The organism is Acinetobacter sp. Q186-3 (assembly GCF_013420655.1).
Classification (GTDB): domain Bacteria; phylum Pseudomonadota; class Gammaproteobacteria; order Pseudomonadales; family Moraxellaceae; genus Acinetobacter; species Acinetobacter indicus.
In genome coordinates, this window is sequence record NZ_VOXS01000011.1 from 55,230 (window position 1) to 74,863 (window position 19,634).

Sequence of the window (19,634 nt, forward strand, 5' to 3'; positions counted from 1 at the left end):
ACAAAACCGGCTTTTTTGCAGCACTTCCGGATAAAAATTATCCGACTTTCGCCTTGTGCTGGCTTGGATTTTCACGAATTCCGGGTATAGTCAAAACAGGAACTCTGGAGAGGGAAAAAAATGATTCAACAAATTGCTGCTCCATTACGCGAAGATGTGCGTCTGCTGGGAAATTTACTGGGCGATACCCTGAAACAGCACGCCGGACAAGATTTGTTTAATCAGGTCGAACAGATTCGTGCGCTGGCCAAAGGCGCCCGTGATGGCCAGATTGAAGCAGAAAAACAACTCGAACAACTGCTGTCCAGTCTGGAAGATGAAGAAATTCTGCCGCTGACCCGTGCCTTTACCCACTTTTTAAATTTTGCCAATATTGCCGAGCAGTATCATGTGGTTCGTAGCCGCCGCCAGAGCGAATTTGATGACAGCGCACCCTCCCCGAATCCACTCGACCATCTGTTTCAGAAATTCCAGCAGCACGATATTTCTGCCGAGACCTTGTTCCAGCAGATCTGCGAGCTGAATATTGAACTGGTCTTAACCGCGCATCCGACCGAAGTCAGCCGCCGCACCCTCATTCAGAAATATGATGGCATCAATGCCTGCCTGTCGGCTTTTGACCAGCAGAAACTGACGCCGCGTGAGCGTCAGGCGGTACTGGAAGAGCTGAAACAGCTGATCAGCTCGGCCTGGCAGACTGATGAAATTCGTCAGCATCGCCCGACCCCGATTGATGAAGCCAAATGGGGCTTTACCACCATTGAACAGACACTGTGGAATGCAGTGCCTAAATTTATCCGGGAACTGGACAGCATGGTGCAGGCCCAGTGTGGCCAGCAGCTGCCGCTGGAAATTGCACCGCTGCGCTTTGCCTCCTGGATGGGCGGTGACCGCGATGGCAACCCGAATGTGACCCATCAGGTGACTCAGGAAGTGCTGTGGCTCTCGCGCTGGAAAGCTGCCGATTTGTACCTGCGCGATATTGAAGATTTGCGCTGGGAACTGTCGATCCAGCAATGCAGTCCGGAGCTGCTGGCTGCAATTGGCACCCCGCATCCTGAACCATATCGTGAATATTTACGCGAAACCCGCCAGCGTTTAACGGCCACCCGTGACTGGCTGGCGCAAAAGCTGCAAGGACTGGACGCCGATGACAGCCAGGTGATTAAAAGTAAACAGGAACTGCTGACCCCGTTATTGCTGTGTCACCGCTCGTTAATGGCCTGCAACATGCCGGAAATTGCCAATGGCAAGCTGCTGGATTTCATTCGCCGGGTCAACTGTTTCGGAATTGAACTGCTCAAACTGGATATCCGTCAGGAATCTGGTCGTCATCGTCAGGCCATTTCGGCAATTACCGAGTATCTTGGGCTGGGCAATTTTGAAACCTGGACCGAACAGGCGCGGCAGAATTTCCTGCTACAGGAACTGCAAAGCAAACGTCCGCTGTTGCCTAAATACCTGCAGGAACCGAAACAGAGCCTGATTGAACATTCGGATGTGCAGGAAGTGTTTGCCACCATGCGGACTCTGGCCGAACAGCCATCGGAATCGCTAGGTGCCTATATTATTTCCATGGCCGAATATCCAAGTGATGTGCTGGCGGTGTTATTGCTGCAAAAAGAAGCCGGTATTCAAACGCCGCTACGCGTGGTGCCGCTGTTTGAAACCCTGAAAGATCTGGACGGCGCAGCCAATACCATGCACACCCTGTTTGGCATGCACTGGTACAAGCAGCATATTCAGGGCAAACATGAGGTGATGATTGGCTACTCCGACTCGGCCAAAGATGCCGGCTTTATGTCGGCTAACTGGGCCCAGTATCGTGCCCAGGAAGAACTGACCGCTGTGGCACAGCAGCACGGGGTTCAGCTGACCCTGTTCCATGGTCGTGGTGGTTCTATCAGCCGTGGCGGCGCACCGACCCAGCAGGCCCTGTTCTCACAACCACCGGGTTCTATTTCCGGGGCGATTCGCGTCACCGAACAGGGCGAAATGATCCGCTTCAAGTTTGGTCTGGAAGAAATTGCCTTACAGAATCTGGAAATCTATACCGCTGCGACACTGGAGGCGACCTTGCTGCCACCGCCGGTTCCTAAACAGGAATGGCGCCAGTTAATGCACAGCATGACTGACCTGTCGGTGCAGGTCTATCGCCAGACTGTGCGGGAAAATCCGCATTTTGTGAAATATCTACGTACCGTGACCCCGGAACTGGAGCTGCAAATGCTGCCGCTTGGTTCACGTCCGGCCAAGCGTAAAGTCAGCGGCGGCATTGAATCGCTACGCGCCATTCCCTGGGTGTTTGCCTGGACCCAGATTCGCCTGATGCTACCAGCCTGGCTGGGCACCGGTGCGGCCATTAACCAGGTGATTGCCCAGGACCAGCAGGCACTGCTGGAAGAAATGCTGCGCGAATGGCCCTATTTCCAGACCCTGGTGGATATGCTGGAGATGGTTCTGTCCAAGGCCGATGGGCATATTGCGCTCTACTATGAAGCGCATCTGACCGAAGATGAAGAACTGAAAGCACTGGGCGCCGAGCTGCGTCAACGCCTGAAAGATGCAGTCCAGACCTTGCTGGCACTGAAAGGTGAGTCACAGCTCCTCAGCAGCAATGATGTGCTGGATCAGTCGATGAAAGTACGTAAACCGTATTTACTGCCGCTGCATCTGCTGCAGGCCGAACTGATGAAACGTCGTCGCCAGTATCTCAACAGCCAGCAGGCCGAGCATAGTCCGGTAGATCATGCCTTAATGGTCACCATTGCCGGTATTGCCGCCGGATTACGCAACACCGGCTAAGTCAAATTGGCAAAAATATACAGCACATGTTCTGCATGTGCTGTATTTTTAAGCAGTCACAAAGCTATCATTTCTTTTTTTATGAATAAAATAATTATTATTTATACATTCCCTCCAGCCAAAGTCGATGAATTAATCTACTGATTTCATACTATTTTTATATTTAAAAATTTTTACCCTGCGGTAAAAAACAAAGCAAAGTCATAGAATTAATTTGAACAAAAATTTTGTATCTCCGATTAAATCTTTTAAAAAACAGGAGTATGATTGGCACAATTTGTCTTTAGAGTGCTCAAAATATGTCCAATTGGTTTCCCAAATGGCGCCCGTATCAAGGCAGTATCGATGCACGTCCTGTAGGTACCAATGAGTATCTTCCACCTGCGCAAACCGTGGTCCTGGGGGTTCAGCACGCGTTTGCTATGTTTGGTGCGACGGTACTTGCACCTTTCCTGATGGGCTTTGACCCAAACCTGGCCATTCTGATGTCCGGGATCTGTACCATCCTGTTCTTTATTATGACCGGTGGTCGCGTTCCTAGTTATTTAGGTTCCAGCTTTGCCTTTATTGGGGTGGTAATTGCTGCGACCGGTTATGCCGCATCCGGCACGGGCGGACCCAACCCGAATATTGCGGTGGCAGCCGGCGGGATTATTGCCTGCGGTATTTTATATGCCCTGCTCGGCTTTCTGGTCATGGCCACCGGTACGCGCTGGATTGAAAAATTAATGCCACCTGTGGTCACTGGTGCAGTGGTGATGATCATTGGTCTGAACCTGGCCCCAGTCACCGTCAAAGGTGTAGCCGGTAATCCATTTAATATGTGGATGGCGCTGGTGACTGTCCTATGTATGGGTTCGATTGCGGTATTTACCAAAGGACTGTTACAGCGCCTGTTGCTCCTGGTTGGTCTGCTGCTGGCCTATCTGGTTTACTTTATTGTCAGTAATGTCATGGGTTATGGCACCCCGATTAACTTTGCCCCAATCCAGCAGGCGGCATGGTTTGGCCTGCCAACCTTCCATGGTCCGGAATTTGAAGTTAATGCCATGCTGATCATTGCCCCGGTAGCGCTGATTCTGGTGGCAGAAAACCTGGGCCATATTAAAGCCGTGAGTGCCATGACCGGTGAAAACCTGGACCCGCATATTGGTAAAGCCTTTGTTGCCGATGGTGTAGCCACGACTTTAGCCGGTGGTGTCGGTGCGCCAGGCATGACCACCTATGGTGAAAATATTGGCGTGATGGCAGTGACGCGTGTCTACTCGACCATTATTTTTGCGGTTGCCGGTGTGTTTGCCATTTTCCTGGGTTTATCGCCTAAGTTTGGTGCCATTATTCATACCATTCCAAGCGCGATTTTAACCGGTGCTTCAATTGTGGTGTTCGGTCTGATTACCATTGCCGGAGCCAAAATCTGGATTGAAAACAAAGTCGACTTCTCGAAAAACAAAAACCTGATGGTGGCGGCAGTGACCATTATTTTAGGTACCGGTGACTTTGCCCTGCAATTTGGCAGCTTTAACCTGGGTGGTATTGGGACGGCGACCTTTGCCGCACTGTTACTGAACCTGTTCTTTAGCCTGGGCGAAAAATCAGAAAAAGTATAACTGCCCTGACTAATATACAAAAAAACCGAAGCCGGTATGATCAGTACCGGCTTCGGTTTTTTATCTGAAACCTAAACGCTAGCAGTCAGGTTTCAAGGCAAAATTAAATTATTTTTGCTTTTTCAGGGCTTTTTGCAGCTGTTTCAATTTGCCCTGATGTTTTGAAATCTTTTTCAAACGTGCTTTGATTTTTTGCTTTAACGATTTAACTTGCTTCGCCATGGTATTACTCCCTAGTAAGGCTATTCGCGCTTGTGCTGTTTCACAAAGCTACGAATAAATTTTCTTAATTCACGAGCAGCACTAGTATCCAGTTCTTCACACAGATGAATAAATTCATCGCGTTCAGCACTATTAATACGAATTAAAAGTTGTCCATCTTTTTTGCCTGTCTTTATTTTTTTGATTTGCTCGCTCATTGCTTCACTCCAAAATAAAGACGCTTTAACAAAAAGATGTATATACAATATATATACATTTTAAATTAAGTCAAATCTATAGTGTTAAAATATGTAATAAAATCAATAGATTTAGTTTACCAAAAAACTATAGACGCGCGCAAAGCCTGTCGGGCTCTGGCTTTGCACAGAACGCCGCCATCGGTTTATTTTTAAATTAAAGCTAGATGATTCGTTTGTTTTTTTAACCAATCTTGATCTTGAAGCGAAAGAGCAGCTCAGATTCATCTCACCAGCCGAGTGCGGATGTCTATGGTTCTGGCTAAAAATTAAAGACGAGCAAAAATAATCCGCGCCGCCGGAATCAGGAAGATTATCCCGGCCTACTGTGATAAAAACAGAGTGCCAGCGCGTTTTTAATTGTTATCGGTTTTAAGGTCTAAACTGTTTCAGTTCACGCTGAATAAAGTGCTGGAACATGGTCTGGTACAGCTGTTCAATCAGCTGAGCATCAAGTCCTAAACTGGTGGCCTGGCTACGCAAACGCTCCAGAATCTGGGCCTGGCGTTCCGGGGTCTGCATATCGGTTTCTGATTTTTTAAAACGGGTGGTCTGATCAACATAGTATTGACGCGCTGCAATCAGCTCCACCAAAGCACTATCAATCACATCAATCTGTGCGCGAGCCTGTTCCAGCGACTCAACTTTCTCTTTTTTCATGTTGTAAGATGTCATTTTCAGCTTCGTTTTCACTTTTGTACTTTTCTTCTAACACATTACTGAAAATACTTTCAATCATCCAGACGCGATAAAGGCTATTAAACACATAACTTTGCCCGTCAATCCGCAGCTCCAGCACCGGTAAATTCGGCTGAGACTTCATTTCACAGAGCATGTCATTGTCTTTCAGATACTGTTCAATATCGGCACTGCTCAGTTCAACAATGTTCAGCTCACGGCGTAACTGCTCGAAATGGGCTTTAAAAGACAGGTCTTTGCCCTGGGTCCACACTGCCTGCAAAATTCGGTGAATGGCCTGCATGCGCTGCTCTTCCGGCACGCTATAAAACAGTCGCGCCATCTGATAGGTGGCATCCTGGGTCGGCCGGCAAAACGGTGTAAACGCGACTTCGGTGCGTTTGGATAAACGGGTGGCCAGGCTCCAGTCAAACAGGTCACGGCCCTGATAACTGAGCGGATAGACATTCAAATGAATATTATAATAATTGGCCAGCTCTTCCTGAATATAGGCCAGCAGCAGCCAGGAAATCGGATCTTCCAGCGCGATATATAAATCCAGCTCCGGGTCCATACGCTGAATTTCATTTAAAGCTTCGGCATCATTAATTAAATGCTCACGCCATTCAATATGATTGATCAGGAAAATCGGATTACCGGTCAGCAGCTTCTGCTGTTTTAGGCGCCGGGTCAGGCGTAACAAATCATCTACCGCATGATACTGACGGCCACCAAATTCGAAATAGCTGGCAAGAATGGCATCCTGATTAAAAATCCGTTCCGGAAAATGCTGTTCCTGATGATGGCGGCTGGCCATGGCATACAGGGTGCGTAATTTGCCATACTGCTTTTGCCAGAGCATATGAAATACATCTTCCAGCAAATACAGAAAATCCTGACCACGCAAAGGCGTATGCCGCAAGATGGTTTCAGCTTGCGCCAAGGCTTCCGGGGTCGGCTGTTCCGGGGTGTCATGAAAACTGAAACGATGCTGCTTGGACAGGATCTGTGCATCATTCAGGCAATAGTTCTGCCATTCCAGCGCCGACATCTGGTTCGGCGGCTCTGCACTGCCACTGGAAATAATTACCTTTAACGGCTTTAAGGCATCGGAGAGAATTTCTTCAAGCTGTGGCAGTTCCTGCACTGCCAGATAGCTATACACATCATCTAAACGCAGATGAATACTGAGGCCCTGCTCAATCGGTAACACCGCTTGACGAGACGGTTTTTGATAAAACCAACTCGATCGGATTGGATCAAACCAACGGCGTAACAGTGACATGAGCTGAGCCTCTAAAGGATTAAACGGCGGAATAAAAGATACTACACCGGTTTATAACAATTTGATCTTAAATGATCAATTACACATCCAAATTTAAATCGGTCACGGCGCCGGTCTCTGCCCCTGAGGTCAGTCGGGCAAATTTGGCCAGTGCACCATGCGTATAATTTGGTTTTGGCTTGACCCAGGCCGCCTGACGCGCGGCAATTTCCTGTTCAGACACATGCCAGGTCATTTCACGGGTTTCGGCATTGATGGAGATTTTATCGCCATTTTTCACCAAACCAATTGGCCCACCTTCATAGGCTTCCGGGGTCACATGGCCAATCACAAAGCCATGACTGCCGCCGGAGAAACGGCCATCGGTAATCAGGGCCACAGCATCGCCCAGGCCTTTACCAATAATCGCTGAGGTCGGTTTTAGCATTTCAGGCATGCCCGGTCCGCCTTTTGGTCCAACACCGCGAATCACCACCACTTCACCCGGCTGCACCTGACCGTCAAGAATACCGCGCATGGCACCAATTTCACCTTCAAACACCCGTGCCGGGCCTTCAAAATACAGCCCTTCTTTACCGGTAATTTTTGCCACCGCACCGGTTGGCGACAGGTTGCCTTTTAAAATCACCAGATGCGAATCTTTTTTCACCGGTGCATCAAATGGCAGGATAATCTGCTGGCCTTCCGGATAGTCTTCAACATCCGCCAGGTTTTCGGCCAGTGTTTTACCGGTCACGGTCAGGCAGGAACCATCGAGCATGCCGGCATCCAGCATCCGTTTCATCAGCGGCTGAATCCCGCCAATCGCAATCAGTTCAGACATCAGGTATTGACCCGATGGACGTACATCGGCCACCACCGGAATGTCCTGACCAATGCGGACAAAATCATCCAGACTCAGCTCGACCCCGGCCGTATGTGCCATCGCCAGTAAATGCAGTACGCCATTGGTGGAACCGCCCAGGGCAATCAGCACTTTAATGGCATTTTCAAACGCAGCTTTGGTCATAATGTCGCGCGGTTTAATGTCCAGACGCAGCAGGTTCATTACCGCTTCACCGGCACGCTGACAGTCAATTTTCTTGTCCTCAGACACCGCTTCCTGCGCCGATGAACCCGGTAAACTCATGCCCAAGGCTTCAATCGCCGAGGCCATCGAGTTGGCGGTGTACATGCCGCCACAGGAACCCGGTCCCGGCAAGGCCACTTCTTCAATCTGTTTGACTTGAATTTCATTAATTTCGCCCTTGGCATGCTGCCCGACCGCTTCAAATACCGAAATCATGTCGGTATGGCCTGCGCCCGGCTTGATGGTGCCGCCATAGACAAACAGCCCCGGACGGTTGAGGCGCGCCAGCCCCATAATACAGCCTGGCATATTTTTATCGCAGCCGCCAATGGCAATCACCCCATCATAGGCCTGACAGCCAACCACGGCTTCAATCGAATCGGCAATAATTTCCCGGGTTAGCAGCGAATATTTCATGCCCTCGGTGCCGTTTGAAATCCCGTCCGAAATGGTGATGGTGTTAAAGATAATCCCCTTACCGCCAGCGGCATTGACCCCGGCTTCGGCTTCACGCGCCAGCCCATCAATATGCATATTACACGGCGTGACATTGGCCCAGGTTGAGGCAATCCCGATAAAAGGACGCGTAAAATCCTCATCCTGAAAGCCGGTGGCGCGCATCATGGAACGTGCCGGTGCATTTTCAATGCCCTCATAGACCGGGGCGGAATGTTCGCGGATATTATCTTTACTCATTGGTTTCTTCCTTGGCGATCACTGGATTGAAGCCACAGTGTTTGGCAATTTATTCTACGATTATTGTATAGAATTAAATCCGTACAATATAGCTTTCAGCGGTTTCTCGAACATTTGATCTATACCCAAGTCATCTGCAACGGTCCGAGGCAGAACTACAATTCATATTAAATGGTTTTGCGATATCAGTGAAACCTGCAGGTATTGAACGAGTTTTGCAGATGAAAATGGTTTTGCCTCCTTTTTCCCAATGAGCAATATATTTCGCAAGGTCGGTCGAACCAAAGCTAATCAACCATTATCAAATCCTTCTCTTACGACAGTGTCATGCTGAAGCGATCCCTTTCAAACTTAGCTTCTCACATAAAAAAGCACCCCATCAGGAGTGCTTTTGTAGCTCTAAAAACTTAGCGCTTAGATTTCACGTACCGCACCTTTGGCCGCACTGGTGGTATGCATGGCATAGGCTTTCAGCGCTTTAGAAATCTTGCGTGGACGTTCCTCAGCCGGCTGCCAGCCTTTGGCTTCCTGTGCTTCACGGCGCGCTGCCATGGTTGCATCATCAACCGCCAAGTGAATGCTACGGTTTGGAATATCAATTTCAATACGGTCGCCATCTTCGACCAGACCAATCGCGCCACCTTCTGCCGCTTCCGGAGAGACGTGACCAATCGACAAGCCAGATGAACCGCCCGAGAAACGGCCATCGGTCAGCAAGGCACAGTCTTTACCCAGACCTTTGGATTTCAGGTAGCTGGTTGGGTACAGCATTTCCTGCATCCCCGGACCACCACGTGGACCTTCATAACGAATCACCACCACATCACCGGCGCTGATTTTTCCGCCCAGAATCGCCTCTACTGCGGCATCCTGGCTTTCAAATACGCGAGCTGTACCATTAAATTTCAGGATGGATTCATCTACACCCGCAGTTTTTACGATACAGCCATCTAGGGCGATGTTGCCGTACAGCACGGCCAGACCACCATCTTTAGAGAAGGCATGTTCAGCATTACGGATTACGCCATTTTCACGGTCGCCATCAAGGCGTGAATAATAACGGTCCTGTGAAAATGCAGTCTGGGTTGGAACACCACCTGGCGCCGATTTGAAGAAAGTGTACACCTCTTCATTTTCAGTGCGGATGATGTCCCATTTATCTAAGGCATCTTTTAAAGTGGCTTCATGTACGGTCGGTACAGAAGTATCCAGCAAACCGGCACGATCCAGCTCGCCTAGAATACCCATGATCCCGCCGGCACGGTGGACATCTTCCATATGTACATCATTTTTTGCCGGAGCCACTTTACACAAGACCGGCACTTTACGCGATAAACGGTCGATGTCATCCATGGTGAAATCAACACCGGCTTCATTGGCCGCAGCCAACAGGTGCAATACAGTATTGGTTGAACCGCCCATGGCAATGTCCAGCGTCATGGCATTTTCATACGAGGCTTTGGTGGCAATTGAACGTGGCAGAACGCTGTAATCATCCTGTTCATAGTGACGTTTGGCCAGTTCCACAATTAAAGAACCAGCACGTTCGAACAGTTTTTTACGGTTAGCATGCGTGGCCAGTGTAGAACCGTTACCTGGAAGAGATAAACCGAGCGCTTCGGTCAAGCAGTTCATTGAGTTGGCAGTGAACATGCCTGAACATGAACCACAGGTTGGACAGGCTGAACGTTCGTATTCTGCCACTTCTTCATCGGTAAAGTTGTCATCTGCAGCGACAATCATGGCATCAATCAGGTCGATGGCTTTTTCATTGCCACGGATTTTGACTTTACCCGCTTCCATTGGACCGCCGGACACAAACACCACCGGAATATTCAGACGCATGGCGGCCATTAACATGCCCGGGGTGATTTTGTCACAGTTTGAAATACACACCATGGCATCAGCACAGTGTGCGCTGACCATATATTCCACCGAGTCGGCAATCAGGTCACGTGATGGCAAGGAATACAGCATGCCGTCATGACCCATGGCGATACCATCATCGACCGCAATGGTATTGAATTCTTTGGCTACACCACCTGACGCTTCAATTTGACGTGCCACCAGCTGACCCAGGTCTTTTAAATGCACGTGACCCGGTACAAACTGGGTAAAAGAGTTGACCACCGCAATAATCGGCTTGCCAAAATCTTCATCTTTCATCCCGGTCGCACGCCATAAGCCACGTGCGCCCGCCATATTTCTTCCGTGTGTCGATGTTTTTGAACGATAGTCAGGCATGTGTATTTCCAACGAGTTGTGCTTGAGAGGGTGAATCCCCATCTCTGGCTAAAATGTACTGATCTTCAGGTTATCAGTTGAAATTTCGTCACATCATACTACAGCTCAATCTGTCAGCGTGCTGGGTGATCGGGTCTTTTGAACCTTTTATTCTGCGATCTTTCAACTGATGAAAACTGGGGAGACTCGCCTACGGAGCCGATATGATTTGATCATAAAGCATTAGCTCCGGCATTTTCATGAATAATTTTTACCTTTTATATAAACAAAATTTATTGATATTAATTTTTTAAATAAAATTTTGTTTGCAAAGAACAACACCCAGCCGAACTCATGAAGATGCAATCTCTATTTACATGACAATTTAGGCTTAAAAAGGCTTTTCGCATATAATGTGGGGCAAGTTTATATGGAATCTCATGTGTGAAAATTATCTTTGCGGGAACACCAGAATTTGCAGCTGTAGCGCTCGATGCCTTATTAAAAACCGAGCATGAAATTGTGGCGGTCTATACTCAACCTGACCGCAAAGCAGGCCGCGGACAAAAACTTACGGCCTCTGCCGTGAAACAACTGGCGCTGGCACATGATCTTCCGGTATATCAACCGTTACATTTTAAATCATCCACGGAAGAAGGTCTGGCTGCGCAGGCAGAACTAAAAGCCCTAAATGCCGATGTAATGGTGGTGGCAGCCTATGGCCTGATTTTGCCGCAAGTGGTGCTGGATACACCCAAATATGGCTGCCTGAATATTCATGGTTCGCTGCTGCCACGCTGGCGAGGAGCGGCGCCCATTCAACGCGCCATTGCCACCGGTGATGCTGAAACCGGCGTGACCATTATGAAGATGGCGGCCGGGCTGGATACCGGCGATATGATGTATAAAACCCTGTGCCCGATTACAGCTGAAGATACCTCTGCCAGCCTGCATGACAAACTGGCCATTCAGGGTGCGGAGGCGATTGTGGCGGTACTGGCTTCGGAGCAGACTTTACAACAGTATCTGGAACAGCGCGAAGTACAGGATGAAGCTTTAACGGTATATGCCCACAAGCTGTCTAAAGCCGAAGCGAAAATTGACTGGTCTCAGGATGCTGTGACAATTGACCGCAATATTCGCGCCTTTAACCCGTGGCCGGTGGCGTTTATTCCGCTAGATGAACAGCGTAATTTACGGGTCTGGGGATCTGTGCTGTCGAATGAAGCGGTCAATGGCCAGTCGGCGGGGACCATTCTGGCACTAGATAAACAGGGCGTGCATGTGGCCTGTGGCGATGGCAAAGCCATCTGTCTGACCAGCCTGCAATGGCCGGGTGGTAAAGCGCTGAATCCGGTCCAGATTGCACAAACCCAGAAATTAAACATTGGGCAGGTGCTGGCATGAATCAACATCCATCCGGTCAGTCACATCTGAACTTACGCGCCCAAGTCATTCGTACTTTATTGGCCGTCCAGCAGGGCCAATCTCTGGCCAGTATTTTACCGCTGCATCTGACCAAGGTCGCCGAGCGTGACCGGGCGTTGTATCACGAACTGGTCTTGGGCACCTTGCGTCAATGGTATGGCCTGAAAAGCATTACCCTGCCTTTGCTGGTCAAACCGCTGAACAATGAAACCGTCGAAACCTGTCTCTATGTCGGGCTATATCAGATTTTATGTACCCGTATTGCCGACCATGCAGCCATTTCAGAAACCGTGACTGCCACCAAGCAGTTAGGCTTTCAGGCACTCAGTGGTGTGGTCAATGCCATCCTGCGACGTGTTTCACGTGAAACATCGGTCTTTGAGCAGACGCTGCAAGCGGCGCATGGTTTACCCAGCTGGCTGTTTAAACGTCTGAAAAAAGACTGGCCGGAACAGCTGGAGCAACTGACCCAGGACCTGAAACAGACAGCACCACTGACTTTAAGGGTCAATCAGCGCAAGATCAGCCGTGAAGCCTATCTGAATAAACTGCTGGGCGCCGGTATTCAGGCACGTCCGGGCGAGCGTTCCGATGTGGCGATTATTCTGGAACAGGCGGTGCAGATTCCGGAGCTGCCGGGCTTTGATGCCGGCTGGTTCTCGGTGCAGGATGAACATGCCCAGCTTTGTGCGCAGTTACTGCCAGATTTAAATGACAAAGTGGTGATTGATGCCTGTGCAGCCCCGGGCGGAAAAACCGCACATATTCTGGAAAAATTTAGTCCGGCCACTCTGGTGGCACTGGATCAGGACCCGAAACGGCTGTTACGGGTCACGGAAAATCTGGAGCGCCTGCAACTGACCGATACACAGCAGGTCGAAATTCTGGCGGCAGATGCTACGCGCTGGACCGCAACTGAACCGGTCGATTGTATTGTGCTGGATGCACCCTGCTCTGCCATTGGGGTGATGCGTCGTCATCCGGATATTCGCCTGTTACGTCAATCGGCTGACATTCAGCAAACCGTCGAGCTGCAGCAGCAGATTCTGGAACAGATGTGGTCCCAGTTAAAAGTCGGCGGCACCTTGCTGTATATCACCTGTTCCATTTTAAAAGCAGAAAATGAGCAGCAGATGCAGCAGTTCTTTGCCCAGCATGCCGATGCCAAAGAAATTAAAATTGCCACAGACTATGGCGTCGAACAGCAGTATGGTCGCCAGCTGTTACCGGAAGCCGGACGCGGCGATGGCTTCTATTATTGCCGGATCGAAAAAATCTAGACGATAAAAAAAGGAACCCTCAGGTGGTTCCTTTTTTATTCTACAGCGGCTTAGTCTGCACATGCATGTATCACAGACTTAATCCTCTGGTTCATCTGGATGTTTGCTCAGATGAATCATGGCCAGGATTAAACCGCCCCAGAGCAGGACAGTCGAGATGATCATCATGATAATCGCTTCAGTATTCATCTTAGTTCTCCTCTTCCGGTACTTTGTCTTTCAGACAGCTTAGTACAATGGCACCCACAATAAACAGGGCCAGCGTACCGCCACCCACCAGCCATAAGATTTCAGCCGGATAACCGCCATAACCTTCTGCAACAATCGACTTGATGGTTAGGCCTAAAGCCACCAGTAATGATAATGGAGTCACAACGGTTAACAGGAAGTTCCAGCCGGCACCCAGTTTAATACTAGAGTACTGGTTGATATGCGCCTGTAACTGCGACAATAACGGACGACGGAACCATGACACTAGAATAATCGACAGTAAACCACCACCCACAATACCAATGTTATTGGCAAAGTAGTCAATGATGTCGACAAAGGTAATCGCGCTATGGGTCGAGAAAATCAGGGTCGAAACAATGGCTGAACCACCGGCAATAATGCTGACCGATTTTTTACGTGACCAGCCTAACTTGTCCTGGAAAGCTGAAATCGGCACTTCCAGAATACTGACCATCGAGGTAATCCCGGCAACGGTCAACGAGGCGAAGAACAGGAAACCAAACAAGTCGCCGCCTGCGCCCATGCTGGAAATAATTTTCGGGAAGGCAATAAAGGCCAGACCAATACCGCCAGATACCACTTCTTCCACGGTTGAGCCTGAGCTGAAGGCCATAAAGCCCAAAGCCGCAAATACCCCGATACCGGCCAGAATTTCAAAAGACGAGTTGGCCAGCGCAACCACCGCACCGGAACCGGTCATATTGGTTTTACGCTTTAAATATGAAGCATAGGTCAGCATGATCCCGAAGCCCACAGACAGCGAGAAGAAGATATGACCAAATGCGGCCAGCCAGACTTTATAGTTGCCCATCGCTTCCCAGTTCGGGGTAAAGAAGGCATTTAAACCTGCGGTTGCACCCGGTAAACGGATCGCCTGAATCACCAGAATTGTGAACAGTACCACCAGTAACGGCATAAAGATTTTATTGGCCAGTTCCACACCACGACGTACACCACCGTAGAGAATGAACATCACCACCGCCCAGACAATCACCAGACCGAAGAATAAGGTCGGTACAAAGCCCAAGGCCAGCCCTTCGCCATTTTGCAAATAGGAATTAAAGAAGAAGGCCTGGGTGTCTGCCCCCCATTTCTGGCCAATTGCGTAGTACATATAACTACCGGCCCAGGACAGAACGCTGGCATAGTAAATCCCGATGACCAAGGTCACCATCACCTGCCACCAGCCCAAGGACTCGCTGTTCATGAGCTTTTTATACGCCAGTGGCGGCGCTTTACGGAACTTATGTCCGACCGCGTAATCTAAATATAATAACGGCAAACCAGCAGCAAAAATTGCCACCAGATACGGCACCAGGAAGGCACCACCACCATTTTCGTAAGCCACATAGGGAAAACGCCAAATATTCCCCAAGCCTACAGCTGAACCAATCGCTGCAATAATAAAGCCTGATCGCGCGGACCAGTTTTCACGATTTCCTGACATAAAACACCTAAACCTAGATGCTTTTTTCACTGCTTTTTATGTGGTTTTCTCGCAAGCAAAAAAGCACCATGCAATATTAATCTTGAGTGTTTGATTTAGCCTTGACCTTTTGGGTACTGGTTTCTAAATGACAAACAGGGAGTGAATGACGAAAACTTGCTTAAAGTGCATCGTGAAGACTCCCTTTTATATGGTTCAACAATACTCACTTTTAAAAAATTATTCTGTAATTTCTGCTCCAAATCTTGGGTTTTTATAATCTATCCTGATTCAACCGCTCAATTAATCAGCTTATTTATTGTACAATTTTGGTTATGAATTACCAAACTTTTTGGAATATATTATGAAGTAAAACTGAAAACTCAATTGCCATCCTTTAAACGGTCATTTATACCCGATGATATAAAATGCCTATCGCCGCCCCTCAATGCTTTCTTCAGATGCTGTATTTAAATAGATTGCCGTGATCTATAGATGAGAATGCATCAAGTTCAAGCTTGCCCTTGATGCACCCCAAGCCGTCAACCCGGTTGATGGATCACCAGCAAACGTTCTTCCTGCATATCACGAATTGCCGATTGAATTCCCTCGCGGCCCAGACCCGAATCCTTGACCCCGCCATACGGCATGTTATCGACCCGGAATGATGGAATATCGTTAATAATCACCCCGCCAACATGCAGCTGGTCCCAGGCATACAGCATCTGCTGCAGATTCTGAGTATAGACCCCGGCCTGCAAACCAAAGCGGCTCTGGTTAATCCGTTCAATGCCCTGCTCAAACTGTTCATACGGCTCCAGAATAGCCACCGGACCAAAAGCTTCATTCTGGTAAATTTCCGATGTTGGCGAAACCTGCTCCAGCAATGTCGGCTCGAACATCACCCCCTGCTGTTCGCCGCCCACCAATACCGTCGCGCCTTCTGCTACGGCCTGATCCAGCCATTTTTTCAGGCGTACGGCTTCGTTCTCTTTAATCATCGGCCCGACCAAAGCGCTGTCCAGCCGTGGATCAGCTGCCCGTAATGACTGCAAACGGCTGACCAGTTTATCTTTAAGCTGTGTGTAAATCGCGCGATGCACCAGAATACGCTGCACACTAATACACACCTGTCCGGCATGGTTATAGGCACCGCCAATTAACCGGTCAACCAGCGCATCATTGACCTCGGTATCGGCCTCAATCATCACGGCAGCATTGCCGCCCAGCTCCAGCGTGACCTTTTTACGTCCGGCACGCGCTTTCATGTCCCAGCCCACCACATCAGAACCGGTAAAGCTCAGCAGTTTAAAGCGGTCATCGGTGACCAGCACATCGGCCTGCTCACGCGGACAGGGCAATACCGAAAAGGCACCAGCCGGTAAATCGGTTTCTGCCAGAATCTCGGCAATTTTTAAGGCAGAAATCGGGGTTAGGCTGGCCGGTTTTAAAACAAAGGGACAGCCTGCAGCAATCGCGGGTGCAATTTTATGGGCCGTCAAATTCAGAGGAAAATTAAATGGACTGATCAGCGACACTGCGCCAATCGGTACCTGTTTGCTGATGCCCTGATAACTGCAAGCCGCAGCAGTCACCGCCAATGGCATCATCCGGCCCTGATCCATCTGGGTGACCGCATCCGCAGCCAGTTGGAAGGTATTGATTAAGCGCTCTACTTCAGCAGCGGCAGCCCTTTTCGGTTTACCGCCTTCAATAATCAGCAGTTCGGTGAGCTCGGCCCGGCATTCCTGAAAACGCTGCACACAATGCAGCAGGATTTTCTGTTTCTGAAACGGTTTTAACGCCGCCATCGCCGCTTCCGCCTGGACTGCGGCCTGAATCGCCTGCTCTAGCGTCTCTGCATCGGCCAGCGCCACACGTGCATAACAGCGCTGCAGATACTTATCTTCGACCTCTAGCCACTGGCCGGTCACATGCGGCTGTCCAGCCAGATATAAAGGATAATCGTGCGGATGATCAGTGTGCGTAGCCATGTGCAGGTCCTCTATTTTTTGCATGATGCGTCAATGCAATTTATACCAATTCCCGATATGATGCGCCGAGATGTTTCCCGGCTCCATCCTCCACAATAAATTTATTCTGAGAATATACAAGCTCTACAGGGATTTTTATGCGTACACGTCCAGCATTGTGTTTCATCCTCGGTCTTGGCTGTTTTAGCGCCGCACAGGCCGATATTATTGGTGTTAAAGGTAGCGTCGATTACTGGCATTATAATAGTGACTTATCGAGTGCCTTGGGCCAACCCGAGATGAAAGATGACTCCAGTTTGTCTTTTGCCTTGGCGGTTGAAATATAATTTTATTGATAATTTACTGGTCGATGTCGGCCTGAAAGCCGGTTACCGCATTCTAGATGTGGAGCTAAACGAAGGTGATGAACGTAATCTCCAGCTGGATTTCAAAGGTCCTTATCTCGGGCTGGAAGCACATTTCTAAAACAACAAAACATCTTTTTCCCTTTAAACAAAAAGCCTCTACTGAGGCTTTTTGTTGGTTTAGATGAATTACATCAGTTTAGCTATAAGAGCGACTGGCCTTAGACACCACCGGTGGTGTTTCAGTAACCGGCTCTGAGGCTTTCTGGATGCGAATCAGGGCAACTGCAATTGCACCAATCACCGCTGGAATCGCCACCGCCAAGAAATTCAGTTTATGCGGTAATTCCATACCCAATAGCACCCCGATAATAATCGGGCCGACAATTGCACCTACACGGCCGACCGCAGAGGCACAACCAATCCCGGTTGAGCGCACCGCTAGTGGATAATACTGCGCCACAAAGCTGTATAGCAGAATACTACTGCCAATTGCGGAAGCCCCAGCCAGCGCCACCAGTAGGTAAATCACCGGTTGTGGCGAGTTAAAGCCTAATCCAACCAGCGCCACAGCCCCCATCAGGAACATGCCAATAATCACCGGTTTTAAATGGAAACGGTCTGCCAGAATCCCGCCGCCAATGGTGCCAATTACTGCGCCAATATTCATCGACATCAGGAACATCAGGCTGCTACCCAGCGAGTAACCAGCGGCCATCATTAGTTTTGGTAACCAGCTGCCCAGTGCATAGACCATCAATAAACACATAAAGAAGCAGCACCAGAACAATAAGGTACTCATGCCACGGTTTTGCTTAAATAAGGCGGCAATAGAGGCATCCGGCACCTGTACTTCATTTAAGACCAGTTGAGTCTGCGCACTGACTTTTTCTTCTGGCGTGATTTTCTGGATAATCTGGCGCGCTTTTTCATCCTGCTGTTTTTTCACTAAAAAGGTCAATGATTCAGGTAAAAACTTCCACAAGATCGGTAACAGCAACAGTGGAATACCCGCGATATAAAACATCACTTCCCAGCCAAAACTTGGAGTTAACCAGGCACCCAGTAATGCAGCCATAATCCCGCCGACCGCATAACCACTAAACATGGTGGTCACCAAGGTACTGCGCAGTTTTTGTGGTGCATATTCAGAGGTTAAGGCCACCAGATTCGGTAATACTCCGCCAATTCCTAAACCTGCAATAAAGCGCAAAATTCCGAATTCAGTCGGGTTAGACGCAAAACCGCCCCAGAAGGTAAAACCGCTAAATAAGGTCACACAAATTAAAATGACATTTTTACGGCCAATCTTATCGGCCAGCATGCCAAAAAACATGGCACCGAACATCATTCCGGCCAGGGCAGTACTGGCCAACATGCCTGCTTGCACAGCAGTCATATTCCATTCTTGCATCAGTAGTGGTAAGGCTACGCCATTAATCGCCAGGTCATAACCGTCAAAGATGACTACAAATAAACACCAGAGTACGACGTTTAAATGAAAAGGTTTGAACTTCGCCTTGTCCACTACAGCATTCACATTCATTGTTGTTGCTGTCATTAATCCTCACCTCCAATTGTGAGATTTTATTCTTAATATGAAAAAATGAACAATCATTCACTTTTGTCTATAAAATGAATGATTATTCATTTTTTGTCTATGGATAAAAAGTCTAAATGATAAATTTTTCTTAAAAATCAGATTTGATTTAGCAATAAAGCTCAATTTCAGAGCAGAAAATTTAGTTATAAATCTTATAATTACTGGAAACTTATTCTATTTTTTAAAATTTTTATATTACAAAACAGTGAAATAAAAGCTTTATCATTGCAATTTTTAAGACAGGCTTAAATGACAACTTCTACCACACAAATTTGCAAATAAATGTAAAAATTGTGTCATAAAAGCCCAAAAGCACTGTCAAGGTCGTAGATGTAGAAACTAAAAATTACGCCCATAAAAAAATCCCCCAAGCTTTTGCTAGGGGGATTTTGAATTAATGAGCTGGCGATGACTTACTCTCACATGGGTAACCCCACACTACCATCAGCGCTAAGAGGTTTCACTTCTGAGTTCGGGAAGGGATCAGGTGGTTCACTCTTGCTA

The 19,634-nt window shown here is 48.5% G+C and carries 14 protein-coding genes, 1 rRNA gene and 1 pseudogene; 6 read left to right on the forward strand and 10 right to left on the reverse strand.

The annotated features are described in order from the left end of the window. Positions 1–120 precede the first annotated feature (120 nt). Positions 121–2,805 carry a phosphoenolpyruvate carboxylase gene (ppc, locus tag FTT64_RS10410; RefSeq protein WP_180182327.1) on the forward strand — a complete coding sequence of 895 codons (2,685 nt, stop codon included), beginning with the start codon at positions 121–123 and terminating at the stop codon, positions 2,803–2,805. Positions 2,806–3,104: 299 nt separating this feature from the next. After that, positions 3,105–4,415, forward strand: a complete 1,311-nt coding sequence (locus FTT64_RS10415; protein WP_005181189.1) for a solute carrier family 23 protein — start codon at positions 3,105–3,107, stop codon at positions 4,413–4,415. Between the two features lie 242 nt (positions 4,416–4,657). On the opposite strand, the gene FTT64_RS10420 is transcribed toward FTT64_RS10415, so the two are convergent. The 5 genes from FTT64_RS10420 to ilvD (FTT64_RS10440) form a co-directional block, all read right to left on the reverse strand. Next, the gene (locus FTT64_RS10420) at positions 4,658–4,834 is read right to left on the reverse strand and encodes a hypothetical protein (protein WP_005181183.1); all 177 of its coding nucleotides are present in this window, start codon (positions 4,832–4,834) and stop codon (positions 4,658–4,660) included. 411 nt (positions 4,835–5,245) lie between these two features. After that, a complete protein-coding gene (locus tag FTT64_RS10425) occupies positions 5,246–5,533 on the reverse strand; it encodes a chorismate mutase (RefSeq protein WP_075167674.1) in 288 nt (95 codons plus the stop codon). Next, positions 5,514–6,836: a hypothetical protein gene (locus tag FTT64_RS10430; protein WP_005181177.1), complete on the reverse strand. Its 1,323-nt coding sequence runs from the start codon at positions 6,834–6,836 to the stop codon at positions 5,514–5,516. Before FTT64_RS10430 ends, FTT64_RS10425 begins: the two co-directional genes overlap by 20 nt. Positions 6,837–6,915: 79 nt before the next feature. Further along, positions 6,916–8,601, reverse strand: coding sequence for a dihydroxy-acid dehydratase (gene ilvD / locus FTT64_RS10435; protein ID WP_005181175.1), 1,686 nt, complete (start codon positions 8,599–8,601; stop codon positions 6,916–6,918). Between the two features lie 414 nt (positions 8,602–9,015). Next, a complete protein-coding gene (ilvD, locus tag FTT64_RS10440; protein WP_075174681.1) occupies positions 9,016–10,845 on the reverse strand; it encodes a dihydroxy-acid dehydratase in 1,830 nt (609 codons plus the stop codon). 423 nt (positions 10,846–11,268) lie between these two features. Between ilvD (FTT64_RS10440) and fmt the strand changes: the two genes are divergently transcribed. Continuing rightward, positions 11,269–12,231 (forward strand): methionyl-tRNA formyltransferase, encoded by a 963-nt coding sequence (fmt, locus tag FTT64_RS10445; protein ID WP_045795611.1) that lies wholly within the window; start codon positions 11,269–11,271, stop codon positions 12,229–12,231. Next, positions 12,228–13,532 carry a 16S rRNA (cytosine(967)-C(5))-methyltransferase RsmB gene (gene rsmB / locus FTT64_RS10450; RefSeq protein WP_180182326.1) on the forward strand — a complete coding sequence of 435 codons (1,305 nt, stop codon included), beginning with the start codon at positions 12,228–12,230 and terminating at the stop codon, positions 13,530–13,532. Before fmt ends, rsmB begins: the two co-directional genes overlap by 4 nt. Positions 13,533–13,610: 78 nt before the next feature. Here rsmB and FTT64_RS10455 read toward each other — a convergent pair whose 3' ends face one another. The 3 genes from FTT64_RS10455 to FTT64_RS10465 all read right to left on the reverse strand — a co-directional run bounded on the left by FTT64_RS10455 (position 13,611) and on the right by FTT64_RS10465 (position 17,183). Then, on the reverse strand, positions 13,611–13,721 hold the full coding sequence (locus FTT64_RS10455) for a methionine/alanine import family NSS transporter small subunit (protein WP_005181164.1): 111 nt from the start codon (positions 13,719–13,721) through the stop codon (positions 13,611–13,613). Position 13,722: 1 nt separating this feature from the next. Beyond that, positions 13,723–15,210 (reverse strand): sodium-dependent transporter, encoded by a 1,488-nt coding sequence (locus FTT64_RS10460; protein ID WP_075174678.1) that lies wholly within the window; start codon positions 15,208–15,210, stop codon positions 13,723–13,725. Between the two features lie 521 nt (positions 15,211–15,731). Further along, positions 15,732–17,183: an aldehyde dehydrogenase family protein gene (locus FTT64_RS10465; RefSeq protein ID WP_075174677.1), complete on the reverse strand. Its 1,452-nt coding sequence runs from the start codon at positions 17,181–17,183 to the stop codon at positions 15,732–15,734. Between the two features lie 137 nt (positions 17,184–17,320). Between FTT64_RS10465 and FTT64_RS14465 the strand changes: the two genes are divergently transcribed. Both FTT64_RS14465 and FTT64_RS14470 read left to right on the forward strand, forming a co-directional pair. Continuing rightward, positions 17,321–17,509, forward strand: a complete 189-nt coding sequence (locus FTT64_RS14465; protein WP_227554598.1) for a hypothetical protein — start codon at positions 17,321–17,323, stop codon at positions 17,507–17,509. After that, positions 17,499–17,648, forward strand: a pseudogene (locus FTT64_RS14470) (hypothetical protein); the annotation flags it as partial. The gene FTT64_RS14465 and the pseudogene FTT64_RS14470, both read left to right, overlap by 11 nt. Positions 17,649–17,726: 78 nt before the next feature. Here FTT64_RS14470 and FTT64_RS10475 read toward each other — a convergent pair. Both FTT64_RS10475 and rrf read right to left on the reverse strand, forming a co-directional pair. Further along, positions 17,727–19,088 carry an aromatic acid/H+ symport family MFS transporter gene (locus FTT64_RS10475; RefSeq protein ID WP_005181158.1) on the reverse strand — a complete coding sequence of 454 codons (1,362 nt, stop codon included), beginning with the start codon at positions 19,086–19,088 and terminating at the stop codon, positions 17,727–17,729. Between the two features lie 442 nt (positions 19,089–19,530). After that, positions 19,531–19,634, reverse strand: a 5S ribosomal RNA gene (rrf, locus tag FTT64_RS10480); the annotation flags it as partial.